Source organism: Achromobacter spanius (genome assembly GCF_002966795.1).
Taxonomy (GTDB): Bacteria; Pseudomonadota; Gammaproteobacteria; order Burkholderiales; family Burkholderiaceae_B; genus Achromobacter; species Achromobacter spanius_D.
In genome coordinates, this window is sequence record NZ_CP023270.1 from 24,725 (window position 1) to 49,775 (window position 25,051).

General features: G+C 67.3%; 25 protein-coding genes. 19 read left to right on the forward strand and 6 right to left on the reverse strand.

The annotated features are described in order from the left end of the window. The first annotated feature begins 5 nt into the window (after positions 1–5). From CLM73_RS00125 to CLM73_RS00145, 5 genes are all read left to right on the forward strand, one after another. Positions 6–347 carry a (2Fe-2S)-binding protein gene (locus CLM73_RS00125; protein ID WP_105236811.1) on the forward strand — a complete coding sequence of 114 codons (342 nt, stop codon included), beginning with the start codon at positions 6–8 and terminating at the stop codon, positions 345–347. Next, entirely contained in the window at positions 344–1,729 is a 1,386-nt protein-coding gene (locus CLM73_RS00130) for an NAD(P)/FAD-dependent oxidoreductase (protein WP_105236812.1), read from the forward strand. Before CLM73_RS00125 ends, CLM73_RS00130 begins: the two co-directional genes overlap by 4 nt. After that, positions 1,726–2,898 (forward strand): NAD(P)/FAD-dependent oxidoreductase, encoded by a 1,173-nt coding sequence (locus tag CLM73_RS00135; protein ID WP_105241310.1) that lies wholly within the window; start codon positions 1,726–1,728, stop codon positions 2,896–2,898. The genes CLM73_RS00130 and CLM73_RS00135 overlap by 4 nt, the downstream gene beginning before the upstream one ends. Further along, complete coding sequence (locus CLM73_RS00140) at positions 2,895–3,965, forward strand: ABC transporter substrate-binding protein (protein ID WP_199778218.1); 1,071 nt, start codon at positions 2,895–2,897, stop codon at positions 3,963–3,965. The genes CLM73_RS00135 and CLM73_RS00140 overlap by 4 nt, the downstream gene beginning before the upstream one ends. A 131-nt stretch (positions 3,966–4,096) precedes the next feature. Continuing rightward, positions 4,097–5,032, forward strand: a complete 936-nt coding sequence (locus tag CLM73_RS00145) for a 2-hydroxyacid dehydrogenase (RefSeq protein ID WP_105236813.1) — start codon at positions 4,097–4,099, stop codon at positions 5,030–5,032. A gap of 446 nt (positions 5,033–5,478) precedes the next feature. Here the strand turns inward: CLM73_RS00145 and CLM73_RS00150 are convergent, their stop codons facing one another. Then, positions 5,479–6,282 carry a GntR family transcriptional regulator gene (locus CLM73_RS00150; RefSeq protein ID WP_105236814.1) on the reverse strand — a complete coding sequence of 268 codons (804 nt, stop codon included), beginning with the start codon at positions 6,280–6,282 and terminating at the stop codon, positions 5,479–5,481. A gap of 185 nt (positions 6,283–6,467) precedes the next feature. Here CLM73_RS00150 and CLM73_RS00155 point away from each other — a divergent pair, with 185 nt between their 5' ends. The 9 genes from CLM73_RS00155 to CLM73_RS00195 are packed head-to-tail and all read left to right on the forward strand — an operon-like array spanning position 6,468 to position 14,726. Then, positions 6,468–7,499, forward strand: coding sequence for an ABC transporter substrate-binding protein (locus tag CLM73_RS00155; protein ID WP_105236815.1), 1,032 nt, complete (start codon positions 6,468–6,470; stop codon positions 7,497–7,499). 47 nt (positions 7,500–7,546) lie between these two features. Then, on the forward strand, positions 7,547–8,614 hold the full coding sequence (locus tag CLM73_RS00160) for an ABC transporter ATP-binding protein (protein WP_105236816.1): 1,068 nt from the start codon (positions 7,547–7,549) through the stop codon (positions 8,612–8,614). Continuing rightward, entirely contained in the window at positions 8,611–9,477 is an 867-nt protein-coding gene (locus CLM73_RS00165) for an ABC transporter permease (protein WP_105236817.1), read from the forward strand. Before CLM73_RS00160 ends, CLM73_RS00165 begins: the two co-directional genes overlap by 4 nt. A 1-nt stretch (position 9,478) precedes the next feature. After that, complete coding sequence (locus CLM73_RS00170; protein WP_105236818.1) at positions 9,479–10,279, forward strand: ABC transporter permease; 801 nt, start codon at positions 9,479–9,481, stop codon at positions 10,277–10,279. Further along, a complete protein-coding gene (locus CLM73_RS00175) occupies positions 10,279–11,436 on the forward strand; it encodes an NAD(P)/FAD-dependent oxidoreductase (protein ID WP_199778219.1) in 1,158 nt (385 codons plus the stop codon). The genes CLM73_RS00170 and CLM73_RS00175 overlap by 1 nt, the downstream gene beginning before the upstream one ends. Further along, complete coding sequence (locus CLM73_RS00180) at positions 11,420–11,728, forward strand: (2Fe-2S)-binding protein (RefSeq protein WP_056327675.1); 309 nt, start codon at positions 11,420–11,422, stop codon at positions 11,726–11,728. Before CLM73_RS00175 ends, CLM73_RS00180 begins: the two co-directional genes overlap by 17 nt. After that, positions 11,725–13,167, forward strand: a complete 1,443-nt coding sequence (locus CLM73_RS00185; RefSeq protein ID WP_105236819.1) for an NAD(P)/FAD-dependent oxidoreductase — start codon at positions 11,725–11,727, stop codon at positions 13,165–13,167. The genes CLM73_RS00180 and CLM73_RS00185 overlap by 4 nt, the downstream gene beginning before the upstream one ends. Positions 13,168–13,179: 12 nt before the next feature. Continuing rightward, a complete protein-coding gene (locus CLM73_RS00190; RefSeq protein ID WP_105241313.1) occupies positions 13,180–14,343 on the forward strand; it encodes an NAD(P)/FAD-dependent oxidoreductase in 1,164 nt (387 codons plus the stop codon). Next, complete coding sequence (locus tag CLM73_RS00195; protein ID WP_105236820.1) at positions 14,340–14,726, forward strand: RidA family protein; 387 nt, start codon at positions 14,340–14,342, stop codon at positions 14,724–14,726. Before CLM73_RS00190 ends, CLM73_RS00195 begins: the two co-directional genes overlap by 4 nt. Here CLM73_RS00195 and CLM73_RS00200 read toward each other — a convergent pair. From CLM73_RS00200 to CLM73_RS00220, 5 genes are read right to left on the reverse strand one after another with little or no spacing between them, the layout of a single operon-like run. Continuing rightward, the gene (locus tag CLM73_RS00200) at positions 14,701–15,981 is read right to left on the reverse strand and encodes an amidohydrolase family protein (protein ID WP_105236821.1); all 1,281 of its coding nucleotides are present in this window, start codon (positions 15,979–15,981) and stop codon (positions 14,701–14,703) included. The genes CLM73_RS00195 and CLM73_RS00200 overlap by 26 nt on opposite strands. A 15-nt stretch (positions 15,982–15,996) precedes the next feature. Next, positions 15,997–16,947: an ABC transporter permease gene (locus CLM73_RS00205; protein ID WP_056565907.1), complete on the reverse strand. Its 951-nt coding sequence runs from the start codon at positions 16,945–16,947 to the stop codon at positions 15,997–15,999. A 10-nt stretch (positions 16,948–16,957) separates the two neighbouring features. Continuing rightward, positions 16,958–18,031, reverse strand: a complete 1,074-nt coding sequence (locus CLM73_RS00210; RefSeq protein WP_056565904.1) for an ABC transporter permease — start codon at positions 18,029–18,031, stop codon at positions 16,958–16,960. A 45-nt stretch (positions 18,032–18,076) separates the two neighbouring features. Then, on the reverse strand, positions 18,077–19,606 hold the full coding sequence (locus CLM73_RS00215) for an ABC transporter ATP-binding protein (RefSeq protein ID WP_105236822.1): 1,530 nt from the start codon (positions 19,604–19,606) through the stop codon (positions 18,077–18,079). Continuing rightward, on the reverse strand, positions 19,603–20,634 hold the full coding sequence (locus tag CLM73_RS00220; RefSeq protein WP_105236823.1) for a BMP family protein: 1,032 nt from the start codon (positions 20,632–20,634) through the stop codon (positions 19,603–19,605). Before CLM73_RS00220 ends, CLM73_RS00215 begins: the two co-directional genes overlap by 4 nt. A 457-nt stretch (positions 20,635–21,091) precedes the next feature. On the opposite strand from CLM73_RS00220, the gene CLM73_RS00225 reads away from it, so the two are divergent. The 5 genes from CLM73_RS00225 to CLM73_RS00245 all read left to right on the forward strand — a co-directional run bounded on the left by CLM73_RS00225 (position 21,092) and on the right by CLM73_RS00245 (position 25,050). Continuing rightward, positions 21,092–22,006: a DedA family protein/thiosulfate sulfurtransferase GlpE gene (locus CLM73_RS00225; RefSeq protein ID WP_105236824.1), complete on the forward strand. Its 915-nt coding sequence runs from the start codon at positions 21,092–21,094 to the stop codon at positions 22,004–22,006. Positions 22,007–22,158: 152 nt separating this feature from the next. Continuing rightward, positions 22,159–23,085 carry a 2-dehydropantoate 2-reductase gene (gene panE / locus CLM73_RS00230; protein WP_105236825.1) on the forward strand — a complete coding sequence of 309 codons (927 nt, stop codon included), beginning with the start codon at positions 22,159–22,161 and terminating at the stop codon, positions 23,083–23,085. A 261-nt stretch (positions 23,086–23,346) separates the two neighbouring features. Further along, on the forward strand, positions 23,347–23,958 hold the full coding sequence (locus CLM73_RS00235; RefSeq protein ID WP_105236826.1) for an NAD(P)-dependent oxidoreductase: 612 nt from the start codon (positions 23,347–23,349) through the stop codon (positions 23,956–23,958). Between the two features lie 63 nt (positions 23,959–24,021). Continuing rightward, positions 24,022–24,480 (forward strand): nuclear transport factor 2 family protein, encoded by a 459-nt coding sequence (locus CLM73_RS00240; RefSeq protein WP_105236827.1) that lies wholly within the window; start codon positions 24,022–24,024, stop codon positions 24,478–24,480. After that, positions 24,481–25,050: a flavin reductase family protein gene (locus CLM73_RS00245; RefSeq protein WP_105236828.1), complete on the forward strand. Its 570-nt coding sequence runs from the start codon at positions 24,481–24,483 to the stop codon at positions 25,048–25,050. It abuts the gene before it with no gap. Position 25,051: the final 1 nt, after the last annotated feature.

A 25,051-nucleotide genomic window follows, 5' to 3' on the forward strand; every position in this document is an offset into this window, starting at 1 on the left:
GCGCCATGGCAATCATGAAACGCCTGGCCGAAACCGGCCGGCCCGCGTTGACATTCACATTCGACGGACAGCCCTGCACCGCGCTGGCCGGCGACACCGTCCTGACCGCCGTGCTGACGCAGGCTGAGCGCCTGCGCACCTCGGAATTCGGCGGCGGCCCGCGCGCCGGCTTCTGCATGATGGGCGCCTGCCAGGACTGCTGGGTCCAGCTTGAAAACGGCGAGCGCGTTCGCGCCTGTTCCACGTACATCGAGCCCGGCATGCGGCTGCAGAGCGCCGCGCTGGCGCCGGCATCCACACCCGGCACGCTGGCGGCCGCTGCCTGGCCCGAGGACGACGCGTCATGAGCATCGTCATGCCCGTGATCGTGGGCGCCGGCCCCGCCGGCATCCGTGCGGCGCAGACGCTGGCCGCGCAGGGCCTGCGGCCCGTGATCCTGGACGAAGGGCTGCGCCCCGGCGGCCAGATCTACCGCCAGCCTCCACCCGGTTTCTCGCGTCCCAAGTCCGCGTTGTATGGGTTTGAACACCGCAAGGCCGACGCCGTGCACCGCACCATGCAGGACCTGCAGGGCAGCGTCGAGTACCGCCCCGGTTGCCTGGTCTGGAACGCCGAGGGCAAAACCCTGGACGTGCTGCGCGACGGCGTCAGCACCACGGTGCCCTACACCCACCTGATCCTTGCCACCGGCGCCACCGATCGCGTTCTGCCGTTTCCTGGCTGGCTCACGCCCGGCGTCTACACGCTGGGCGGATCGCAGGTCGCGTTGAAGCACCAGGGATGCGCCATCGGATCGCGCGTCGCATTTATGGGCACCGGTCCCCTGCTTTATCTCGTGGCGTATCAATACGCGAAGGCAGGCGCACAGGTCGCCGCCGTGCTGGACACGTCGCGATTTACGGACCGCGTCGGCGCGCTACCCGGCATGTTGCGCGCGCCCGCGCTGCTGGCCAAAGGCCTGTATTACATGGCCTGGCTGCGCGCGCACGGCGTGCCGCTGCGCAGCGGCGTGCGCCCCGTCGCGGTGCAGGGCGGCGATCGCGTCACGGGCCTGTCGTACACCCAGAACGGACAGACGCAGACGCTGGATTGCGACGCCGTCGGCTTCGGTCTGTCGCTGCGTTCCGAAACCCAGCTTGCCAGCCTCATCGGCTGCGACTTCGAGTTCAACAAACGTGATCGCAACTGGATCCCCCGGCGCGATGCCGCCGGCCGCAGCAGCGTGGCGGGCGTGTACGTGGCAGGCGACGGCGCGGGCATCGGCGGGGCCGATGCGGCGGAGCTCGCCGGCGAACGCGCCGCGCTGGCGCTGCTGGAAGACACCGGGCATCCGCACGACGCGCGCCGCGCACGGATACTGGAATCGCAACTCGCGGCAAACGGCCGAGTGCGCGATGCGCTGGAACGCGCGTTTCCGTTTCCCGAGGACTGGGCCGCCAGCATCGCCGACGACACCGTCGTCTGTCGCTGTGAGGAAGTCACCGCCGGCACCATCCGCCAGGCCGTGCGCGACAACGGCGTGCAAGAGATGAATCGCCTGAAGGCGCTGACCCGCGTCGGCATGGGACGCTGTCAGGGCCGCATGTGCGGCGTGGCCGGGGCCGAAGTCCTCGCGCATGCCGTCGGCTGCGCGCCGCAGGCGGTAGGACGGCTGCGCAACCAGCCGCCGGTCAAGCCCATTCCGGTCAGCATCGTCTGCCTGGAACGGCCCGCGAAAAAGGCCGCCTGATGGAACGCATCGACACCGAAGTCGCGATCATTGGCGGCGGCATCGTCGGCGGCAGTGCCGCGCTCTTCCTGCGCCGACTAGGCGTGCCCGTCGTGCTGCTGGAAGCCGCGCTGTGCGGCGCCAAGGCCAGCGGCGTCAACTACGGCGGCGTGCGCCGGCAGGGACGCGGCATCGAACAGCTGCCGCTCGCGCGGCGCGCGCACGAACTGTGGGGCCAACTGCCCGCTCTGATCGGCATCGACGGCGAATACGTGCGCTCCGGCCACCTTAAACTCGCCACGTCCGAAGCCGATCTGGCGCAGCTCGAAGCCTATCGCGACAGCACCCGCGGCTTTGACCTGAACCTTGAAATCCTGGACCGCCGCGCGCTCGCCCAGCGCTTCGGCTGGCTGGGCGAAAGCGTGGTCGGCGGCTCGTTCTGCCCGCAGGACGGCCACGCCAACCCGCGGCTCGTATCCCCGGCCTTCGGACGCGCCGCAGCCGCGCTGGGCGCCGACGTGCGCGAAGGCGCGCGCGTCACCGCGGCCACGCACGACGGCACGCGCTTCATCGTGCGCGCCGGCGACACGCTAGAAGTGCGCGCGCGCATCCTCCTGAACTGCGCGGGCGCCTGGGCAGGCCGCATCGCCGAAGGCTTTGGCGAGCCCGTCCCCGAGACCTCCATCCACCCCTTGATGATGGTGACCGAACCCCTGCCGCTGTTCATGAACGTCAGCCTCGGCATGCAGGGCGGCGGCATCTATGCGCGGCAAGTCGCGCGCGGCAACTGCGTCATCGGCGGCGGACGCGGCGTGTCCGCCGACCCCGACTACGCCCGCCCCGGCCGCGCCAACCTGGGCGCGCTCATGGCCAACGCCGCCCACCTGCTGCCCGTGCTGCGCGGCGCCCAGGTCATCCGCTTCTGGACCGGCGTCGAAGGCAACATGCCCGATCACAATCCCGTGCTCGGCCCCAGCGCCACAGTACCTGGCCTCTTTCACGCCTTCGGCCTGTCCGGCGCGGGCTTCCAGATCGGTCCCGCCGTCGGCGAAGTCCTGGCCAACCTGGTCGTGCACGGCCGATCCCCCATTCCTATCGATGCCTTCCGCATTGAACGGTACGCGCCCGCCGCTCACGGCGCCGCGGCCCGGCCTGATCGTCTTCGTGAGCAAACGCTGGAGTCACCATGATGCACAAGAAACAGGGCGCGCAGCGCCTGAACAAGGGGAAACGGTTGCTGGGCGGGGCGATGCTGGCATTGCTGTCCGCCGGCGCCATGGCGCAGCAGAAAACGTTGTACGTCGGCATGAACGGCGGCGACATGGAACGCGCCTTCACCCAGCACGTCTTCCCCGATTTTGAGAAGGCCAACAACGTCAAGATCGTCGTCGTGCCAGGCACCTCGACCGACGTCCTCGCCAAGGCGCAAGCCTACAAGGACAATCCCCAGATGCACGTCATGTTCCTGGACGACGGCATCATGGCCCGCGCGATTTCCATGGGTCTGTGCGAACAGCTCAACGACGACCCCGTCCTGAAAGAGCTGTATCCCACCGCCCTGATGAAAGACCGCATGGCCGCCGGCATCGACATCGGCATGACCGGCATCGGCTACAACACCCGCCTCTTCCAGAAAAACGGCTGGACTCCGCCCACCTCGTGGCTGGACCTGGCCGACCCCAAGTACAAAGGCAAGGTCGTCTTCCAGTCCGCCTCCGGCAGCACCTTCGGCCTGCACGGCTTCCTGATGTTCAACCGCATCGAAGGCGGCAACGATCAGAACTACGAACCAGGCTTCAAAAAGTGGCCCTCCACCATCGGCCCCAACGTCCTCGAGTACATCCCCAACTCCGCCAAGCTCGCCGAGATGATTCAGTCCGACGAAGCCGCCATCTTCCCGCTCACCCCCACCGCCATCGCCCGCTTGAAGAAACGCGACATCCCGGTGGAATACGCCCAGCCCAAGGAAGGCTCCGTCATCCTCATGGTCGGCGAATGCGTCATCGCCAAGAACAGCGAACCCGAACTCGCGCAAAAGCTCGCGCTCTACCTCTTGTCCGCCAAGGCCCAGGCCAAGGCCCTGGAAATGGGCGGCCACTTCCCGTCCAACAAAAACGTCCAGGCCCCCGCCGACAACGCCGAGTCCCTCAAACGCTTCCAAGGCTACATGGCCAACGCTAAGATCCTGGACTGGGACCAGATCAACGCAGCCCGGCCCGCCTTCAACGCCCGCTGGAACCGCACGGTCGAACGTTGACGACACCGCGCGGCGCCCTGTGGACAACCCGCAGGCGCCGCGCCGGGTATTTACTGCCGGACTACGCGCCTGAAACCCGCAGTTGAATCACGCGCCTGGCACACACGCCCGCAACACCCGCAAGGACACGCATGCGCCTCATTATCAATTCCGGCGGCCCCCAGGCGATCGAAGCATGGCGCGCGCAGTTCCGCACCTTCGCGCCAGACCTCGACGTCGTCGGCTGGCACGAAGACCCCGACCCCGCCACCATCGACTACGCCCTCGTCTGGGCCCCCGACGCCGGTCGCTTGGCCACCTTCCCCAACCTCAAACTCATCATCAGCGCCGGCGCCGGCGTCGACCACATCCTCGCCGACCCCGCGCTGCCGCGCCACCTGCCCATCGCCCGCATGGTCACCGCCCGCACGCAGACCGAGATGGCCGAATACGTGCTCACCAGCGCCCTGATGATCACGCGCAACGTCAAACGCATCACCGACAACCAGTCCCGCCGCCACTGGGAAATCTTCGACTCCCTGCGCGTGGCCGCCGACGTGCGTGTCGGCATCATGGGCCTCGGCCACCTGGGCGTTGCATCAGCCCAGCTCCTGTCACGCGCAGGCTTTCCCGTCAGCGGCTGGTCCCGCGGCGCCACCACGCTACCCGGCATGCCGTCGTACGCAGGGCAGGAGCAGTTCGGCCAGTTCCTTGCGAACACCGACCTGCTCGTGTGCCTGCTCCCCGCCACCGACGCCACGCGCGGCATCCTCAACCGCGACACGCTGTTCCAACTACCCAAAGGCGCCAGCCTCATCAACGCCGGCCGCGGCACCCACATGGTCACGCAGGACATCCTGGACGCGCTGAACAGCGGCCATCTGGACCAGGCGATCCTGGACGTCTTCGAACAGGAACCCTTGTCAGAAGACTCCCCGCTGTGGACCCACCCAAGAATCACGATCACGCCCCACTGCGCCGCGATCCCGGACCGCAAGGAACGGGCACGACACACCGCGCTGCTGATCGCGGCAAACGAACGCGGCGAATCCCTTCCAAACATCTACGATCCAAAACGCGGCTATTGACGCCCGCATGGCGAACGCGAGAGGCGAAGCGCGCGACGCTGCAATCCAGCTGACGGCTCCCCACCAAAACGCGCAGCGTAAACACGCGCCGCAAGACACCACGTAAGCTCCACCAGGCCGCCCGCGCGGCCGCCGTGGAGCGGGCCCCGCAAGATCTTCCTCTCACACACCGCTACCTGCCAAAACGCCAAGCACCCCGCCCGCCCCAGCAATGCGGAAACCCGAACCACCAAAGCACGGTGTGGCGTCGGGCTTGGGGTGCGGGGCGTGTAGATGCGCCCGAGGGAATCTGAAGGCAGTCGCCGAAGGCGACAACGAAGATGACGAAGGGGCAGTCCGGAGCGAAGGCTCCGGACCGCAATCGTAGCCCCGCGCCCCAAGCCCGACGCCACGCCGTGCGCCAAAAGAACGCTACAGCAACGCCAAAAGACCTCACCCCCCGCCCATCAACTGACGTTCAGCGTCATCGAATACTTCATCTTGTCGTGCGGGAACGTGGTGATGGTGGCCAGCAGCAGCGCGCCACCATCGCCGTAATAGCGGCGCGTGATGACAAAGCCCGGCGTGCCTGTGTCGACCTGGAGCTGCTTTGCGATCGCCGCGCCGATGGGCGTGGCGGAAAACTCCTGATTGACCTCGGTAATACGATCCCCAAAGTGATCCTCAATCAGCCGCAGCAACGAAATCCGAGACTTCACGTCGACTCGCACGTCGGAATGTGCCGGATCGGCGTAGATGAGGGTGCAGGCCGCGGCGACGTCCGGGTCGTCGATCGTCTTGATCGAATTGATGTGCAGCCACTGCTGCCCCACCTCGCACCCCAGCGTCTCAGCAAGCCGCTTCGTCAACTTCACCGTCCGCACATCCCGCACCAGCAACGCCGCATTGCGCGCGTACTGCAACAGATCCGGAAACTGCGAAATACGCTGCGTAAAGCGCGTCGTCGCCCGCGCCGTCTCCACCCGCGTGCCCACGCCCGGCCGCCGCGACACCACACCCGCCACCGTCAGCATCCGGATCGCCTCGCGGATCGTGTGACGGCTCGCGCCAAATTGCTCGCACAGTTCATGTTCAGTCGGCAGCAGCGTCATCACCGGATAACGCCCCGAACTGATGTCCTGCGATAACGACTGATAAATGCTCTTGTAGCGCGGTCCGCCCGCCACGTCGGACGAAAGCGCCGCGCCAGGCCGGCCGCGCGCTTCCCGCTCCCCGCCTGAACTGGCAGCGCGCTCGGAAGATCGGGTCATGAGGGGAGCCTCCTTCATTGGTTTTATAGGGTTTGTCCGGACAATAACCGATTGACAAGGCACTCTGGCAAGATCCATTATTTGTCCGGACATTCATGTACGGACAAATTGTACGGCGGACATGAGGTCGCCGGGCAACAAATCAGTCGGTTCTTGCAGTTCTCTTCCAAAATTCGGGGGTTCTCATGAGCAAGGTACTTGCAGTGCTCGCGGCCGCGGCGGTCGCGGCCGGGCTGGGCGCAAACGCACAGGCGCAGCAGAAACTGGTGGTCGCCGGCTACGGCGGGTCGTTCGAAGACATCATGCGCAAGGACATTTTTCCGCCCTTCGCCAAACAGCACGGTGTCGAACTGGACTACGTTGCCGGCAACTCCACCAACACCGTCGCGCGCCTGCAGGCGCAAAAGAGCAACCAGCAGATCGACGTCGCCATCATCGACGACGGCCCCATGTACCAGGCCATTGCGCTCGGCTTTTGCGAGCCCATCAAGAACCTGCCCGCCGACGACATCTACACCACCGCTCGATACAAGGACGACAAGGCAGTCGCCATCGGCATCGTCGCCACCGGCATCATGTACAACAAAAAGGTCTTCGACGAAAAGAAATGGGCCCCGCCCACCTCGTGGAAAGACCTGAAAGATCCCAAGTACAAAAAGCAGCTCGTCATCCCCCCGCTCAACAACACCTACGGCCTGCACACGCTGGTCGAATATGCCCGCGAAGGCGGCGGCGGTGAAAAGAAGATCGACCCCGGTTTCACCACCTTCAAGAACGAAGTCGGCCCCAACGTCCTCGTCTACGAGCCCTCGCCCGGCAAGATGACCGAACTCTTCTCCAGCGGCCAGGCCACCATCGCCGTCTGGGGCAGCGGCCGCGTCAAGGCCTTTGCCGACACCGGCTTCCCCGTCGGCTTCGTCTATCCGCAGGAAGGCGCCTACGCACTGCTCTCGTCCGTGTGTCCCATCGCCAAGTCCAACGCCAACCCCAAGGCCCAGGCGTTCGTCGAGTACCTGGTGACACCCGAGGTCCAGGAGAAGCTCGCCTCCGCCTACGGCTACGGTCCGGTCAACAAAAAGGCCAAGGTCACCGACGATCCCCGCGTGCCCCTGCCCATCGGCAAGCGTGCTGCCGACCTCATCGTCATCGACTGGGACACCGTCAACCAGAACCGGGACGACTGGAACAAGCGCTGGACGCGGGAAATCGAGCGCTGACTGCGTGTGCATAAGGGCGGCGCCAGCGCCGCCCACCGGGAGCATTCATGACCTATCTCGTGCTTGACCGCCTGAGCAAGCGCTACGGCGACACCACGGCTGTTGAAAACCTGAGCCTGTCCGTAAACCAGGGCGAGTTCATCTCGCTGCTTGGCCCGTCCGGCTGCGGCAAGACCACCACGCTGCAGATGATTGCGGGCTTCGTCGAGCCTTCCGGCGGCAGCATCGTGCTGAACGGCAAGGACGTCAGCAAGGTGCCCGCCAACAAGCGCGGGCTGGGCATGGTGTTCCAGAACTACGCGCTCTTTCCGCACATGACCGCGGCCGAGAACGTCTCCTTCGGCCTGGAGATGCAACGCGTCAAGAAAGACGAACGGCTGGCCCGCGTGGCGGACGCGCTCAAGCTCGTGGGCCTTTCGCATCTGGCCGATCGGCATCCGGCGCAAATGTCGGGCGGCCAGCAGCAGCGTGTCGCGCTGGCGCGCGCGCTTGTCATCCGCCCCAGCGTGCTGCTGCTGGACGAACCGCTCTCCAACCTGGACGCCAAGCTGCGCGAAGAAATGCAGCTTGAACTGCGCAGCATCCAGCGCACCGTCGGCACCACCACCATCCTCGTCACGCACGACCAGTCCGAGGCGCTGGCGTTGTCGGACCGCATCGTCGTCATGAACCAGGGCCGTGTCGAACAGGTGGCTGAACCCTTTGCCGCGTACGAGGGACCCGCCAGCCATTTTGTCGGCGGCTTTCTGGGCAAGGCCAACGTCTTCACCCCGCAGGCCGAGCAATACGAAGGCGAAATGCGCGCCCGCATCGGCGAGGCGCACATCGGCCTGGAAGGCGCGCCGGTGCCGCAGGGCGCGGTAATCGTCCGGCCCGAAAAAATCCTGTTCTCCGAACCCGCCGCCTGTGCGTTGCCCGGCCGCATGAAGACGCGCGTCTTCCAGGGCAATCATTGGCTGTGCCAGGTGGAAACGTCGGTTGGCGAAGTCATGGTGATCCGTCAGAACGACGGCGTGCCGGTGCCCGCCGAAGGCGAACCCGTGCATCTGCGCTGGCGCGCGCAGGACATGTGCTCCGTCGATCCGGCCGCTGCGCCGCAAGGCAAAGCCTCATGACCGCGCGCACCAATCCGTGGGTGCTCAGCGCGCCGGCGTTGGTGGTGTACGCCACCTTCCTCGTCGTGCCGATGGCGCTGGTGTTCCTGATCAGCTTCTTCGACTTCCAGTTCTATGGCGGCATGCAGGCCACCTTTACCTGGAAGAACTACATCGAGATCTTCTCGGACGGCTACTACTACGAGATCTACGCGCGCACGTTTGGCGTCGCCGCCGCCGTGACGGTCGCGTGCCTGGTGCTGGGCACGGCCGAAGCCTACGTGCTGTCTCGCATGGCCAATCCGTGGAAGGGCCTCTTCCTCATGGTGGTGCTGGGCCCGCTGCTGATATCCGTCGTGGTCCGTACGCTGGGCTGGGCGCTGCTGTTCGGGTCTACCGGCCTCATCAACAAGGCGCTGATGGGCATCGGGCTGATCTCAACGCCTATCGACCTCATGTACAGCAACCTGGGCGTGGGCATTGCGCTCACGCACGTGCTGGTGCCCTTCATGGTGATCTCGGTGTGGGCCTCCCTGCAGCGGATCAACCCCGCGACCGAGGCCGCCGCGCTGTCGCTGGGCGCCAGCCAGTTCACCGTGATCCGGCGCGTGATCGTGCCGCAGGTGATGCCCGGCATCCTGTCCGGCGCCATCATGGTGTTCGCGATGGCGGCAAGCTCTTTCGCCACGCCCGCCATCATCGGCGGACGCCGCCTAAAGAACGTGGCCACCGCCGCGTACGACGAATTCCTGAACACGCTGAATTGGCCGCTGGGCGCTGCGCTGGCCGTGGTGCTGCTGGTGGCGACCGTGGTGGTGCTGCTGTCCGCCAACCGCATCATCGAGCGCCGCTATGGCGCGGTGTTCAACCAGGCCGGAGGCTGACATGCAGTTTCGCAACGGCCCCATCGGCCTCGTCTTCCACACGCTGTTCATCCTTTTTATCCTGGCGCCCATCGTCATGGTGTGCGCGGTCGCGTTCACGTCCGAAGGCTTCATCTCGCTGCCGTCGGGCGGGCTGTCGCTGCGCTGGTTCCGCGCCATCCTCGACAACCCGCGCTTTGTTGACGCGTTCTGGTTCAGCCTGGGCCTGGGCACGCTGTCGGCCACGCTTGCCATTGCACTGGCAGTCCCCAGTGCGCTGGCAATCGCGCGTAACCGGTTCCCCGGCCGCGAGGCGCTGGTGGCGTTCTTCCTGTCGCCGCTGATGATTCCGCACGTCGTGCTGGGCCTGGCGTTCCTGAAGTTCTTTACGACCGTGGACTTGGCCGGCACGTATTTCGGCCTGGTGGTGGCGCACGTGATCCTGGTCATGCCGTATGCGCTGCGGCTGGTGCTGGCGTCGGCGGCGGGCATCGACCCGGCGCTGGAACGCGCGGCGCAATCGCTGGGCGCGTCCAACTGGACGGCCTTCCGGCGCGTGGTGCTGCCGCTGCTCTTGCCGGGCGTGGTGAGCGGCTGGGTGATCGCGTTCATCACCAGCTTCGATGAACTCACCATGTCGATCTTCATCGCCTCGCCGTCCACCACAACCTTGCCGGTGCGCATCTTCCTGCACATCGAAGACACCATCGACCCGCTGGTCACAGCCGTGTCGGCGGTGCTGATCTACGTGACCATCATTGCCATCTTCATCCTGGACCGCGCCGTCGGCCTGGAGAAGCTGTTTGTCGGAAAGGGACGCTGATGACGGACGAGAAAGAACTGTCGCCGCGTGCGCCCACGCACCGCGGCATCTACGATGCGGCGGTGATCGGGGGCGGACTGGTCGGATCGGCCGTGGCTTACGGGCTGCGGCGCGAGCTGGACCACGTGGCCGTGCTGGACGAGGGCGACGTGGCCTACCGGGCCTCGCGCGGAAACTTCGGGCTGGTGTGGGTGCAGAGCAAGGGCATGGGTCTGCCGCGCTACGGCGTGTGGACGATGACGTCGGCCAACGGCTGGCCCCAGCTTGCGGCGATGCTGCAGGAAGAGACCGGGGTCGACGTGCATCTGGAACAGCGCGGCGGCCTGCACGCGCTCCTGAGCGACGAAGAGGTCGAAGCGCGCACCCGCTTCATGAGCACGCTGCTCGCGCAGCCCGGCATGGCGCAGTACGACTGGAAGATGCTGGATCGCGCCGAGGTCGCCGACCTGGTGCCGGGCATCGGGCCGGACGTGCGCGGCGCGACGTGGACGTCGGTGGACGGCATCGCCAATCCGCTCAAGCTCCTGCGCGCGCTGCACATGAGTTTTGCACAGCGGGTTGTGGATTACCTGCCGCAACGTCCGGCGCAGAACATCCGTCAGCGTGACGGCGTATTTGAAATCGCCACGCCCGGCGGCACGGTGCGCGCGCACAAGGTGGTGCTGGCCTCGGGCCTGTCCAACAAGCAGCTTGGCGAGCAGGTGGGACTGGATGTGCCAGTGCGCCCGCAGCGCGGCCAGATCATCGTGCTGGAGCGCACGCGCCGCATGCTGGAAACGCCCTTGTCCACGCTGCGCCAGACTGACGAAGGCACCTGGCTGATCGGCGATTCGCAGGAAGAGGCCGGCTATGTGGACAACCTGGTGGGCCTGCCGATCCTCGGCACGCTGGCCGACCGCGCGGTGCGCACGCTGCCCGCGTTGCGAGATGTGCGGGTGGTCCGCAGTTGGGCGGCGCTGCGCGTCATGTCCAAGGACGGCTTTCCGATCTATCAGCAATCCGAAACGTGCCCGGGGGCGTTTGTCGCCACCTGTCACAGCGGCGTGACGCTTGCCGCCGCGCATGCGCTCAATCTGGCGCCCATGATCGCCGCCGGCCGGCTGGCCGACGACATGGCGCCCTTCTCGACCCGGAGGTTCCATGTTCAAGCGGCTTGACGAGGCGCAGCGGCAGGCGCAGGGCGCGCCGGTGCGGGTAACGGTCAATGGGGCTGAGATGCTGTGCCGCCAGGGCGACAGCGTGGCGGCCGCGCTGTTTGCAGGCGGCGTGCAGGCCTGTCGCGACACGGCGGTCAACGAGGTGCCCCGCGGGCCGTACTGCATGATGGGCGTCTGCTACGACTGCCTGGTCACCATCGATGGACAAGCGAACCAGCAGGGCTGCATGACGCCCGTGCGGGAAGGAATGAAGATCGAGCGCCAGTTGGGTGCGCGCAAGGTGCAGGCATGATCGACACGACGCAATGCGATTTGCTGGTGGTGGGCGCAGGCCCGGCGGGTCTCGCGGCCGCAACGCTGGCCGCGAACCTGGGCGTGGACACCGTGCTGCTGGACGAGCAGCCCGCGCCGGGTGGCCAGATCTACCGCGCCATCACCACCACACCGGTTACCGATCGCGGCATTCTGGGCGAAGACTATTGGCACGGCGCGACGCTGGTGCCGCCGTTTCAGCAGTCCGGCGCGCGTTACGTGCCGGGGGCGACGGTGTGGGCCGTGGCCCAGCGCACGGCGCCCGAATCAGCGGAAGGATTCGAGGTGGCGTACTCGGTGGCGGGCGAGGCGCGCATCGTGCACGCGCGCCGCCTGCTGCTGGCCACCGGCGCGCAGGAGCGGCCGTTTCCGATTCCGGGCTGGACGCTGCCGGGCGTCATTACCGCGGGTGCGGCGCAGATCCTCTTGAAGTCTTCCGGCGTCGTGCCGTCCGACCGCACGGTGCTGGCCGGTTGCGGCCCGCTCTTGTATCTGGTGGCCTGGCAATACCTGAATGCAGGCGTGAAGGTGGACGCGCTGCTGGAAACCACGCCGCCCGGCCGCATGGGCCAGGCGTTGCCCAAGGTCTGGGGCTTTCTGCGTTCGCCGTACCTGGGCAAGGGGCTGAAGCTGCTGCGCGCGGTCAAGGCCGCCGTGCCCATCGTCAAGGGCGTGACGGCACTGGAAGCGCTGGGCGACGGCAAACTGCAAAGCGTGCGCTACACGGCCGGCGGCGTCACCAAGACGCTGCCCGCCGATCAGCTGATGCTGCATCAGGGCGTGGTGCCCAACGTGAACCTGTCGCGCGCCGTGGGCGTGGCGCATCGCTGGAACGACGCGCTGGACTGTTGGGAGCCGGAGGTCGACGAGTGGGGCACGACGGCGGTGGACGGCATCGGCATGGCCGGGGACGGCGCGGGCATTGCGGGCGCGGTGGCGGCCGAGCACCGGGGCCGGCTGGCTGCCTTGCAGGCCGCGCATCTGCTGGGCCGCATCGACACGGGCAAACGCGACAGCCAGGCCGCCGCACCGCGCGAGGCGTTGGCCCGTGCCGTGCGGGGACGCGAGTTCTTCGACACGCTGTACAAGGCGCCCGAGGCATTCCGCCGGCCCACCGGCGACACCATCGTGTGCCGCTGCGAGGAAGTCACCGCCGCGCAGGTGCGCGAAACCGTCAAGCTCGGTTGCAGCGGTCCGAATCAGATGAAGGCCTTCCTGCGCTGCGGCATGGGACCGTGCCAGGGCCGCTTCTGCGGCCTGACGGTGGCCGAGATCATTGCCGAGGAACGCGGCGTGCCGACCGAGGAAGTCGGTTACTACCGGCTGCGTTTCCCGACCAAGCCGCTGACGCTGGGCGAACTGGCTTCATTGCCGCAGACCGACGATTCGCGTCAGGCCGTCGTCCGCCTGAAGAAATGACGGGTGGATGCCATGACCGTTCAAACGCGGGCGGCTGAAGTCATCATCATCGGCGGCGGGCTGCACGGCAGCTCGGCCGCGTTGCATCTGGCCCGCGCCGGCGTGCGTGCGCTGGTCATCGAAAAGAACTACGTGGGGCGGCACGCCTCGGGCGTCAACGCGGGCGGTGTGCGCACGCTGTCGCGCCATCTGGCCGAGGTGCCGCTGGCGCTGGCCTCGCGCGAGCTCTGGTATCGCATCGGCGAGCTGGTGGACGACGACTGCGGCTTCGAGCAGCACGGGCAGGTGCGTGTGGCCGAGAACGCGGCGGACGCCGAGACGCTGCGCGCGCGGCTCAAGACCATGACGGACCACGGCTACACGCACGAGCAGTGGATAACGCGTGAAGACCTGCTGGATCTGATTCCCGCGATTGCGCCCACGGTGCAGGGTGGCCTGATCGCGCGCGAGGACGCGGCGGCCGATCCCTATCGCACCACCCTCGCCTTTCGCATGAAGGCCGCGAGCCTGGGCGCGCAGTTTCTCGAAGGCGTGCGTGTGCACAGCGTGACGCGGCACGATGGGCAGTGGCGCGTGGAGACGGACGCCGGCGTGTACACCGCGCCGCAGGTGCTGAACTGCGCAGGCGCGTGGGCCGACCGGATCGCCGCACAATGGGGCGAGCCGGTGCCGCTGTTGCCCATCAGTCCCATGATGCTGGTCACGCTGCGCATGGACCACTTTCTGGACCCCGTCGTGCTGGGCACCGGCCGCGCGCTGTCGTTCAAGCAGCGCACCAACGGCACCGTGTTGATCGGGGGCGGACGGCGCGCGTGGGTGGACCGCGATGCCGAATGGACCGAGCTGGATTTCCGCTCGCTAGCCGAAGGCGCGCGCACGGTGGTCGACCTGTTCCCACATATGCGCGATGCAATCGTGAACCGCGGCTGGGCGGGCATCGAAGCGGCCATGCCCGACGAGATTCCCGTGATCGGGCGCAGCAGCCGGCACGAGACGGCCTTTCATGCGTTCGGGTTCTCGGCGCACGGCTTTGAGCTTGGGCCCATCGTCGGCCGCATCATGGCCGACCTGATCACGACCGGCGCGACGGACATGCCGATCGCCCCATTTCGGATCGAACGATTCTCGGATGCCGGCCAGGCATCCGGCTCATCCACCAAGGAGCAAGACCAATGAACGATATCGTGCGCAAGGAAACCAACGAGCGCCTGTCGCGCATCGTGATACACGGCGACACCGTGTACGTGGCGGGCGTGACCTCGAATGCGGAAGGCGGCATCGGCGCGCAGACGCGCGACGTGCTGGCCAAGATAGATGGCTATCTGAAGCAGGCGAACACGGACAAGTCGCGGCTGTTGAGCGTGCAGATCTGGCTCAAGGACATCGAGCGCGACTTTGCCGGCATGAACGCGGTGTGGGCCGAGTGGGCGCTGCCCAGAGCGATGCCGACGCGCGCCACGTGCGAGGCCAAGCTGGCCTCGCCTGATCTGCTGGTGGAGATCATCGTGACGGCCGCCGCGCAGCCGGCTTACGTCAGCGGGCCGGTGTCTGAAAGCTGACTTCGCCGGGGCGGCCCGGCAGGTTCAGCGTGGCGGTGGCCGGCGGGGTGGTTGCCACGACCTTGCCGGCGCGCAGCACCATCAGGCGCGTGGCGCGCAGGCGCAAGGCCTCGACCGCGTCGCGCGCCTGCAGCAGCACCAGGTCGGCGCGCTTGCCGACCGCCAGACCCGTCTCGTCCAGGCCTAGAATCTTGGCAGGCGTGGTGGTGACCGCTTCGAAACAGGCGCGCATGGCGTCCTGGCCCGTCATCTGGCCGACGTGCAGACCCATGTGCGCCACTTCCAGCATGTCGCCGGAACCCAGGCTGTACCACGGGTCCATCACGCAGTCGTGGCCGAAGGCGACCGGCACGCCCGCCGCCATCAGCTCGGGCACGCGCGTCATGCCGCGCCGCTTGGGATACGTGTCGTGGCGGCCCTGCAGCGTGATGTTGATGAGCGGATTCGCAATCGCGGACACGCCCGCCTCGCGGATCAGCGGAATCAGCTTGGACACGTAGTAGTTGTCCATCGAATGCATGGACGTCAGGTGCGAACCCGTCACGCGGCCGTGCAGCCCAAGGCGCTGCGTGTGATACGCCAGCGTCTCAATGTGCCGCGACAGCGGATCGTCGCTTTCGTCGCAGTGCATGTCCACGCGCAGGCCGCGCTCGGCGGCCAGTTCGCACAGGATGCGCACGGATTCGGCGCCGTCCTGCATGGTGCGTTCGAAGTGCGGAATGCCGCCCACCACGTCCACGCCCATGTCCAGGGCGCGCTTCAGGTTGTCCAGCGCGCCGGGGGCGCGCAGCACACCGTCCTGCGGGAAGGCAACGAGCTGCAGGTCCAGGTAGGGTTTGACCTTCTCGCGCACGTGCAGCAGCGCTTCGGTCGCCAGGAGGCGCGGATCGCAGACGTCCACGTGCGAGCGGATCGCCAGCAGCCCGCGCGCCACGGCCCAGTCGCAATAGGCCAGTGCGCGTTCCACCAGCGCTTCCTGCGTCAGCAGGGGTTTGAGTTCGCCCCACAGCGCAATGCCTTCGAGCAGCGTGCCCGACTGGTTCACGCGCGGCAGTCCGAAGGACAGCGTGGAATCCATGTGGAAGTGCGCGTCGATAAAGGGCGAGGTCACCAGCTGGCCAGCGGCGTCCACGGTCTGCGCGGCTTCGGCCTTCAGCGCCGGTTCCAGCGCGGTGATGCGGCCGTCGGCCACGCCGATGTCGATGTTCTTGCGGCCGTCGGGCAGCGTGCAGTTCTTGATGATCAGATCGAGCATGTTGTTCTCAGCGGTTTACCGTTCGCCTTTGCGATACGGTTTCATCAGGGCTTGCGGGTAGGCGGCGCGGCGCGCCATGAACACCAGGGCCAGGATGGACAGGATATAGGGCAGCATCAGGTACACCTGATACGGCAGTTCGGGCAGGCCCGGCAGTGCCGCGCCGCCCTGCTGCAGGCGCAACTGCAGCGCATCGAAAAAGGCGAAGATCAGCGCGCCCAAGAGGGCCTTGCCCGGCCGCCACGACGCAAACACCACCAGCGCCACGCAGACCCAGCCGCGGCCGTTGACCATGTTGAAGAAGAACGCATTGAACGCGGCCAGCGTCAGGAAGCTGCCCGCCACGCCCATCAGCGCCGATCCGGCCACGATAGCGCCGATACGCAGGCGCGTCACGGACAGGCCCTGGCCTTCGGCGGCGGCGGGGTTTTCACCCACCATGCGCACGGCCAGGCCCACGGGCGTGCGGTTCAGCACCCACGCAAGAATCGGCACCGCGGCCAGCGCGATCAGCGTCATCGGCGTCTGCCCGGCCAGCACGGGGCCGATCAGCGGAATCCCGTCCAGGAACTTCATCTCGGCAAACGGCGTGATTGTCGGCGGCGTGGACACGCTGGGGAAGGTGACCCGGTACGCGAAATAACTGACGCTGGTGGCCAGCAGCGTCACGCCGAGGCCCGACACGTGCTGCGACAGGCCCAGCGGCACCGTCAGCACGGCGTGCAGCAGGCCGAACACGGCGCCGGCCAGCGCGGCCGCCAGCACGCCCACGTACAGCGGCGCGCCCAGGTAGACGACCAGCCAGCCCGTGAAGGCGCCGGCCACCATGATGCCTTCGATGCCCAGGTTCAGCACCCCGGCGCGCTCGCACAGCAGCACACCCAGCGTGCCCAGTATCAGCGGCGTGGCCAGGCGCAGCACGGCCACCCAGAAGGCCGAGGAACTCATCAGATCCATCCATTCCATGGCGTGCTCCTCAAGCCTTGTTGCGGCGCAGGCGGTACTGCGCGAATAGCGTCGCGACCAGCATGGCGAGCAACGAGGTGGCGACGATGACGTCGGCGATGTAGTTGGGAACGGCGATGGCGCGGCTCATGCTGTCGGCGCCCACCAGCATGCCGGCCACGAAGATGCTGGCCAGAATCACGCCCAGCGGATGCAGGCCGGCCAGCATGGCGACGACGACACCCGTGTAGCCGTAGCCCGGCGACATATCCAGCGTGACGTAGCTGGTGCGGCCCGCCACTTCGATGGCGCCGGCCAGACCCGCCAGCGCGCCGGACAGCATGGCGGTGCCGAGCATCACGCGGTTCACCGGCAGGCCCAGAAAGCGCGACGCATGGGCGTTGGCGCCCACCGCGCGCATCTGGAAACCGAAGACCGTGTAGCGGTTCAGCAGCCACAGGCCGAGTGCCAGGCCCGCGGCCCACAACAGGCCCGTGTGCGCGCGCGTGCGTTCGATGAGCTTGCCCAGTTCCAGGTCGCCGTTCAGCGCGACCGACTGCGGCCAGCCCATCGCCATCGGGTCCTTCATCGGGCCGTCCAGCATCATCGACACGAACAGCAGCACGATGAAGTTGCCCAGCAGCGTGGTCACGACCTCGTCGACGCCCAGGCGGGTTTTCAGGATGGCGGGAATCAGCAGCAGCAAGGCGCCGGCCAGCGCGGCCGCCAGCATCATGCCGCCAAACAGCACCGGCATTGGCAGATCGAAACCCGTGCCGCCGTGCAGGCCGCCGACGGCCACGGCCGCCAGCGCGCCCAGATACAGCTGACCCTCGGCGCCAATGTTGTAGAAGCGCGCGCGGAACGCCACGGCACAGGCCAGGCCAGTCAGCATCAGCGGCGTGGCGCGGGTCAGGGTTTCGGACAGCGCGAAGCGCGTGCCGAACGCGCCTTCGAACAGCAGCGCGTAGGTGCGGCCGACGGGGGCGCCGGCCCAGGCCACCAGCAGCGTGCAAACCGCCAGCGTGAAGAGGATGGCCGCAATCGGCGCCAGCGCCAGCGCAAGGCGGCTGGGCTCGGGGCGGCGTTCCAGGATCAGTTTCATGTGATGCTCAATAGTGAAGAAAGCCAGGCAGGACGGTGCAGACCGTCATGCCCGGGTTCCCGTCATGGCCAGGCCGACGGTGGCGGGTGTCCATTCGGCCACCGGCTTGATCGCGACCAGCTTGCCGCCGCACAGCACGGCGATGCGGTCGGCCAGCGCAAAGATCTCTTCCAGGTCCTCGGACACCAGCAGCACGCCGGCGCCGCGCGCGCGGGCGGCCAGCAGCTGCTCGCGCACGTAGGCGACCGCGCCGATGTCCAGGCCCCACGTCGGCTGATCGGCGACGATGAATCGCGGCTCGCGCGCCAGCGTGCGGCCCAGGATCAGCTTCTGCATGTTGCCGCCCGACAGGCTGCGCGTGCGCACGTCGAGCGACGCGGCGCGCACGTCGAACTGCTTGGCCAGCGAGGCCGCGTAGGCCTTGCCGGCGCGGGCGCGGATCAGGCCGTGGCGCGCAAAGCGCTTGTCCTTCAGGTCTTCGACGATGGCGTTTTCCCACAAGGGGCTGTCGCCGATCATGCCTTCGCCGTGGCGGTCTTCCGGAATGCGGCCCACGCGCGCGGCCGTCCAGCCGGCGGGCGTGGTGGGCGCGGCGGCGTGTTCTGGACCCAGCCGGATCGTGCCGTCCGAGGGCTGGCGCAGGCCGGTCAGCACCGACACCAGCGCCTGCTGGCCGTTGCCGGCCACGCCGGCGATGGCCACGATTTCATGCGTGTGGACCACGAGGTCCAGGCTGTCCAGGCGCGGCGCGCCGTCGCGGTTGTCGCGCACGGTGACCTGGGACAGCGTCACCACGGGGGCGGCCTGCTCGGCGGCGGTCGCGGCCTCGGCGCGCGGCATGACCACCTTGCGGCCCACCATCAGTTCGGCCAGTTCCGCGGGGTTGGTGCCCGCGGTGTCGCGTTCCGCCACCAGCTTGCCTTGCCGCAGCACCGCCACGCGGCGCGACACGGCCATCACTTCGTCCAGCTTGTGCGAAATGAAGATGACCGCCAGGCCTTCGTCGACAAAGCCGCGCAGCGTCGCGAACAGATCCTGCACTTCCTGCGGCGTGAGGACCGCGGTCGGTTCGTCCAGAATCAGCACGCGGGCGCCGCGGTACAGCGCCTTCAGGATTTCGACGCGCTGCTTTTCGCCGACAGACAGCGTGCCGACGCGCGCGTCCGGGTCCACGCCCAGGCCGAAGCGCTGGCCGAGTTCCACAAGGCGCTTGCGCGCCTGGCCGCGGCCCGAGGCCAGCTTCCAGAGCGATTCGGTGCCCACCATGATGTTGTCCAGCACGGTGAGGTTGTCGGCCAGCGTGAAGTGCTGATGCACCATGCCGACGCCCGCCGCCAGCGCGGCATCGGGCCGGCCGGCGGGCAGGGGTTTGCCGAAGACTTCGATACTGCCGGCGTCGGCCACATAGTGGCCGAACAAAATCGACACCAGGGTCGATTTGCCGGCGCCGTTCTCGCCCAGCAAGGCCAACACTTCGCCCTGGCGGAGCGTAAGCGAGACATCGTCGTTGGCCGTGAGGCTGCCGAAGCGTTTGGTGATCCCCGTCAGTTGCAGGGCGAGAGGCGCTTGGTTCATCGTGCCGAGGACTTGGGTTCTTTGTCGTTGACCTTCACGGTGAAGCTGCCGTCCAGGATGGCTTTTTCCTTGGCCTGGACCTTGGCGATCAGGTCGGCGGGGATCTTCTGCTCGAACGTGCCCAGCGGCGCGAGCGACGAGCCCTTGTGCTTCATCAGCGAATACTGGCCGAAGTCATCGGCCTTGAACGCGCCGGCCTTGACCTGCTTGAGGGCTTCTTCGATGGTCGGGATCATGCTCCACAGCGCCGAGGCGACGACCGTCTCGGGGTATTGCGGCTGCGTGTCGATCACGTTGCCGATGGCCAGCTTGCCGCGTTCCTTGGCGGCGTCCGACACGCCAAAGCGCTCGGCGTACAGCACGTCCGCGCCCTTGTCGATCATGGCGAAGGCGGCTTCCTTGGCCTTCGGGGGATCGAACCACGAGCCGATGAAGGTTACGGTGAACTCGGCCTTCGGGTTCACTTCCTTGACGCCATCCATGAAGGCGTTCATCAGGCGGTTCACTTCGGGGATGGGGTAGCCGCCCACAAGGCCGATCTTGCCGGTCTTGCTCATGCCGCCGGCGATCATGCCGGTCAGGTAGGCCGGTTCCTGGATGTAGTTGTCGAACACCGAGAAGTTGGGCTGCTGCGGCTTGCCCGAGGAACCCATCAGGAAGGCGGTCTGCGGATAGTCCTTGGCGACCTTGCGGGCCGCAGCTTCCACGGCGAAGGCTTCGCCCACGATCAGCTTGTTGCCCTGCTCGGCGTACTGGCGCAGCACGCGCTCGTAGTCGGCGTTGGTGACGTTTTCCGAGAACGTGTATTCGATGTCGCCGCGGTCGCGCGCGGCGGACAGCGCGATGTGGATGCGCGACACCCATTGCTGTTCGACCGGCACCGTGTAGACGGCGGCGACCTTAATCTTGGCGGGCGCCTGCGCCAGGGCCGCGCCCGAGAACAGCAGCGCGCCGGCAGCAGCTGCGGCCAGCTTGAGCAGGCCGCGGCGGGCGATGCCGCCGGCGGACGAAAGGGAAAGGGATTTCATGCAGGTGACTCCTACGTGAGCAAGGACAGGAAATGGAGGGATTGGGGGATGCCGCCCGCCGCACGGAGGCCGCTGCCGCAGGCAGGCGTGCCGGGCAGATCGTGCGTGAACGGGGACGTGGGATCGGTCATCGGATGGGAGCGCCAGGCGGCGCACCCGGCCAAATGGTCGAGTTCTCAGCCTGTCCTGGCGAAGCAATATGTATGCCACGGGGCGTTCCCGCGACAAGGCGGGGAAACCTGATGGCCGGGCAGGATTATAGGCACCCTCGCGGGGAAGCGTGGCACCAGTTTGGTGCGTGGCGTCCCGATAGATGGACACGGGCGGGTCGCGTGATGCGCCGCAATGGAACGCAGCGTTGCCGCGTGGCGCGCAGGGTCTATGCCCCAACCGCGAGGCCGCGCGCCTAAAATTGCGCCGATGAGCCGCGCCCGCGCGCGGCAAGCTGGAAACCCCAATGCAAGATATTCAATTGCTGCTCGAGCAGTACGGCGGGTGGCTCGTGTTCGCCAACGTCCTCATCGAGCAGGCCGGCCTGCCGGTGCCCGCCTATCCCATGATGATCGCCGCCGGCGCGCTGTCCGGCGCCGCCGGCTGGCTTGTGCCGCTACTGGCCGCCACGGCCGCCTGCATCATCGCCGACAGCCTGTGGTACTGGGCGGGACGGCGCTACGGATCGCGCCTCTTGGGCGTGGTGTGCAAGCTGTCGCTGTCGCAGGACTCGTGCATCCGCCAGACGCAGCGCCTGTACCTGCGCATCGGCGTGCGCGCGCTGCTGGTGTGCAAGTTCCTGCCGGGTGCGGGCGCCTTGTCCACCGTCATGGCCGGGCTGACCAACACGCCCTACCGCCGCTTCTTCCTCTATGACCTGGCCGGCGCGCTGATCTGGGTGGGCTCGGCCCTGTTGCTGGGCGGCTTGTTCCACAGCGTCATCAATGACGTGCTGGACATTCTGGGCACCTACGGTCCGATGGGACTGGCGGTGCTGGCGGCCGTGCTGGCGCTCTACATCGTGGCGCGCTTTCTGCGGCGCAAAATCTTGCTGCGCAGCCTGCGCGTGATTCCGCGGCTGTCGGTCGACGAACTGATGCAATGGCGCCAGGACGGCCGCGAGGCGCTGGTCTTCGACGTACGGCCCGAGGCGCAGCGCGATGCCGCGCGCATTCCGGGCGCCGTGGCCGTGGACCTGAAACAGCCGCTGCCCGCGCTGGAGCCTGGCGCGATCGATTCCGACATCGTGGTCTATTGCGCGTGCCCGAACGAAGTGTCGGCCGCCCTGCTCGCCTCGCGGCTGCGCGCGGCCGGCTACCGCAAGATCTGGGCGCTGCGCGGCGGCTACGAGGCCTGGGTGGAGCGCGAACAGCAGGCTTGAGGCGTCGGACGGCGGGCCTTAAGCGTCGAACCGCAAGCCTGAAGCGTCCAGCGCATGACTCATCGGCCGCCGCGGGTGCGCGGCGGCGTGGCCCGGGCGCATAATGCCCGCATCGGCCCGCGCGTGACGCGGGCAGCCAACAGGAGACAGGCATGCGGTTGTTGTTCTTGGGCGCCGGCGGCACCGGCGGATACTTTGGCGGTCGCGCGGCGCAAGCCGGCGCGGACGTGACGTTCCTGGTGCGCGAACCGCGCGCCGCGCGCATCCGCGAACACGGACTGCGCATCCAGAGCCCGCTGGGCGACGCCACGCTGCACCCCAAGCTGGTCACGCAGCAGACGCTGCAGGAAAGCTATGACGTCGTCGTACTGTCCTGCAAGGCCTACGACCTGGAAAGCGCCATCGAGGCCATCCGCCCCGCCGTGGGACCGGACACCGCCGTGCTGCCCATCATGAACGGCGTGCTGCAGTACGACGTGCTGGACCGCGAATTCGAGCCGCATCGCGTGCTGGGCGGCCTGTGCCAGATCAACGCCACGCTCGGCCCCGAAGGCGAAGTCGTCCACCTGGGCAAGCACGCCAACCTGGTGTTCGGCGAACGCGCCGGTCCCGCCCGCAGCGAGCGCTGCGTGGCGCTGGAGCAGGCGCTGGCGGGCGGCGAATACGTCAGCCGCCTCAGCGAGAACATCTACCAGGACATCTGGGAAAAGTACGTCATGCTGACGACGCTGGCCGCCGCCACCTGCCTGATGCGCGGCTCGGTCGGCGAGATCGCGTCCACGGATGACGGCGTCGACATCCTGCTCGGCCTGCTGCAGGAATCCCAGGCAGTTGCCGCGGCTTCCGGCCACACCGTGCGCCCCGAGGCCGACGCCACCGTGCGCAAGCTGCTGGCGGACCGCACCCAGCCCATGACCGCCTCCATGTTCCGCGACCTGCGCCAGGGCCTGCCCGTCGAGGCCGACCACATCGTCGGCGACATGGTCCGCCGCGCTCGCACGCTGGGCGTGGACGCCACGTATCTGCGCGTCGCGTATTCGCATCTGCAGGTCTATCAGGCGCAACGCGCCGCCCGCTGATCGCGGGGGCGGCCCCTGTTCAAGCGGGGCCGCCGGGCGCACACTGATCGGGCGTGCCGCCGCTGCGTGCACGTCCGGGTCAAACCCCCAGCCTCCCGCCGCTTACGCCGGATTGGTGCATGGATTGCAAAAAACTCTTCCTGTTTAACGGGTTTTTCGTTCGGATTTGACCGAATAGTATGGCTTTGCCTTGAGCCGGAGCGTGTTCCGCCGCAATCGTGCGGCGGCCGCTCCCGGCCCATTCCTACCAGGAGCAAGACCATGAAAATCGCATTGATCGGCATTACCGGACGCGTGGGTTCGCGCGTGGCAGACGAACTGCTCAAGCGCGGCCACCAGGTGACGGGCATCGCCCGCAACCCGGCCGAGGTCAACGAGCAGCCGGGCCTGACCGTCCGCCAGGGCGACGCCACCGACCCCGAAGGCCTGACCCCGATCCTGGCTGGCCACGACGCCGTCATCAGCGCCACGCGTTTCGTGTCCACCGATGCCAAGCCGCTTCTGACCGCCGTGAAGAACGCGGGCGTGCCGCGTCTGCTGGTGGTGGGCGGCGCCGGCAGCCTGCTGGTTGCACCCGGCAAGATGCTGATCGACACCCCCGAATTTCCCGATGCCTACAAGCCCGAGGCCCGTGCGGGCGTCGTGTTCCTGGACACGCTGCGCCAGGAAAAGGTGCTGAACTGGACCTTCCTGTCGCCCTCGGCCATGTTCGAACCCGGCGAGCGCACCACCACGTTCCGCGTGGGCGACGACCACCTGTTGGCTGACGACGACGGCAAGAGCTGGATTTCGATGGAAGACTACGCGATCGCCCTGGCCGACGAGGTCGAGACGCCCCGGCATTCGCGCCGCCGTTATACCGTCGGATACTGATCCTCGGACGCGTTTGTTTGTAAACTGGCAGGCCGCCAACCGGCGTCATTTGAGTAGTCCTGTATGCGTAAGAAGTGGAAATCCTTGGCCGCCTGCCTGCTGGTCGCTGCCAGTTGCGTGGCAACTGCGCCGGCGCTTGCCGCCGCGCCGCAAACCAACAAGGAAATCGCCGTCGCGTTCTTCCGCATGATGTTCCAGGACCGTGACGTCGACGAGGCGGTGCGCCGGTACGTCGGCCCGAACTACACCCAGCACAATCCGTACATGCAGGACGGCGTCGGGCCGATGGTCGACTTTTTCCCGCGCTACTTCGAGCAGCACCCGCAGGCCATCGTCGAGATCAAGCGCGTCATCGCCGAGGGCGACCTCGTCATGATCCACAACCTGTGGCGCGATTCGCCGGAAGACCGCGGCCAGGCCGTGGTCGACATCTTCCGCGTCCAGGACGGCAAGATCGTCGAACACTGGGACGTCAGCCAGGAAATCCCCGAGAATCCCGCCAACAAGAACGGCATGTTCTAGGTGTCCATGATCGAACCCGTTGACCTGTCCCGCGCCTATCTTCTTCTGAACCACGGTCCGACCGTGCTGGTCACCAGCGCGTACGGCGCGTCCCGCAACGTGATGGCCGCGGCCTGGGCCATGCCGCTGGACTTCAGTCCGCCCAAGATGCTGGTGGTGGTCGACAAGAACACCTGGACGCGTGAACTCATCGAAGCGTCGGGCGAGTTCGCACTGTGCATTCCGTCTCGCGCACAGGCGCGCGCCACGATGGTGGTGGGATCGCAGTCCGGACGCGACGACGACAAGTTCCAGGCCAGCGGCCTGACGACATTTCCCGCCAGCAAGATCGGCGCGCCGCTCATCGAGGGCTGCCTGGGTTGGCTGGAATGCAAGGTCGTTTCCGAACCGCACAACCAGCAGGCCTACGATCTCTTCATCGGCGAGGTCGTGGCCGCGTGGGCGGCGCCGGACGTGTTTTCCGGCAACCGCTGGCACTTTCCGGACGACGAGCGCCGTTCGGTGCACTACCTGGCCGGCGGCTCCTTCTTCGCCACCGGCGAAGCCTTCAACGTCGCCGATCCGGAGTAAG

Bases quoted from the DNA above. Each gene is read 5' to 3' on its own strand.
- CLM73_RS00125 (WP_105236811.1), top strand. From the start codon at position 6: ATGGCAATCATGAAACGCCTGGCCGAAACCGGCCGGCCCGCGTTGACA.
- CLM73_RS00130 (WP_105236812.1), top strand. From the start codon at position 344: ATGAGCATCGTCATGCCCGTGATCGTGGGCGCCGGCCCCGCCGGCATC.
- CLM73_RS00140 (WP_199778218.1), top strand. From the start codon at position 2,895: ATGATGCACAAGAAACAGGGCGCGCAGCGCCTGAACAAGGGGAAACGG.
- CLM73_RS00145 (WP_105236813.1), top strand. From the start codon at position 4,097: ATGCGCCTCATTATCAATTCCGGCGGCCCCCAGGCGATCGAAGCATGG.
- CLM73_RS00150 (WP_105236814.1), bottom strand. From the start codon at position 6,282: ATGACCCGATCTTCCGAGCGCGCTGCCAGTTCAGGCGGGGAGCGGGAA.
- CLM73_RS00155 (WP_105236815.1), top strand. From the start codon at position 6,468: ATGAGCAAGGTACTTGCAGTGCTCGCGGCCGCGGCGGTCGCGGCCGGG.
- CLM73_RS00160 (WP_105236816.1), top strand. From the start codon at position 7,547: ATGACCTATCTCGTGCTTGACCGCCTGAGCAAGCGCTACGGCGACACC.
- CLM73_RS00165 (WP_105236817.1), top strand. From the start codon at position 8,611: ATGACCGCGCGCACCAATCCGTGGGTGCTCAGCGCGCCGGCGTTGGTG.
- CLM73_RS00170 (WP_105236818.1), top strand. From the start codon at position 9,479: ATGCAGTTTCGCAACGGCCCCATCGGCCTCGTCTTCCACACGCTGTTC.
- CLM73_RS00175 (WP_199778219.1), top strand. From the start codon at position 10,279: ATGACGGACGAGAAAGAACTGTCGCCGCGTGCGCCCACGCACCGCGGC.
- CLM73_RS00180 (WP_056327675.1), top strand. From the start codon at position 11,420: ATGTTCAAGCGGCTTGACGAGGCGCAGCGGCAGGCGCAGGGCGCGCCG.
- CLM73_RS00185 (WP_105236819.1), top strand. From the start codon at position 11,725: ATGATCGACACGACGCAATGCGATTTGCTGGTGGTGGGCGCAGGCCCG.
- CLM73_RS00190 (WP_105241313.1), top strand. From the start codon at position 13,180: ATGACCGTTCAAACGCGGGCGGCTGAAGTCATCATCATCGGCGGCGGG.
- CLM73_RS00195 (WP_105236820.1), top strand. From the start codon at position 14,340: ATGAACGATATCGTGCGCAAGGAAACCAACGAGCGCCTGTCGCGCATC.
- CLM73_RS00200 (WP_105236821.1), bottom strand. From the start codon at position 15,981: ATGCTCGATCTGATCATCAAGAACTGCACGCTGCCCGACGGCCGCAAG.
- CLM73_RS00205 (WP_056565907.1), bottom strand. From the start codon at position 16,947: ATGGAATGGATGGATCTGATGAGTTCCTCGGCCTTCTGGGTGGCCGTG.
- CLM73_RS00210 (WP_056565904.1), bottom strand. From the start codon at position 18,031: ATGAAACTGATCCTGGAACGCCGCCCCGAGCCCAGCCGCCTTGCGCTG.
- CLM73_RS00215 (WP_105236822.1), bottom strand. From the start codon at position 19,606: ATGAACCAAGCGCCTCTCGCCCTGCAACTGACGGGGATCACCAAACGC.
- CLM73_RS00220 (WP_105236823.1), bottom strand. From the start codon at position 20,634: ATGAAATCCCTTTCCCTTTCGTCCGCCGGCGGCATCGCCCGCCGCGGC.
- CLM73_RS00225 (WP_105236824.1), top strand. From the start codon at position 21,092: ATGCAAGATATTCAATTGCTGCTCGAGCAGTACGGCGGGTGGCTCGTG.
- panE (WP_105236825.1), top strand. From the start codon at position 22,159: ATGCGGTTGTTGTTCTTGGGCGCCGGCGGCACCGGCGGATACTTTGGC.
- CLM73_RS00235 (WP_105236826.1), top strand. From the start codon at position 23,347: ATGAAAATCGCATTGATCGGCATTACCGGACGCGTGGGTTCGCGCGTG.
- CLM73_RS00240 (WP_105236827.1), top strand. From the start codon at position 24,022: ATGCGTAAGAAGTGGAAATCCTTGGCCGCCTGCCTGCTGGTCGCTGCC.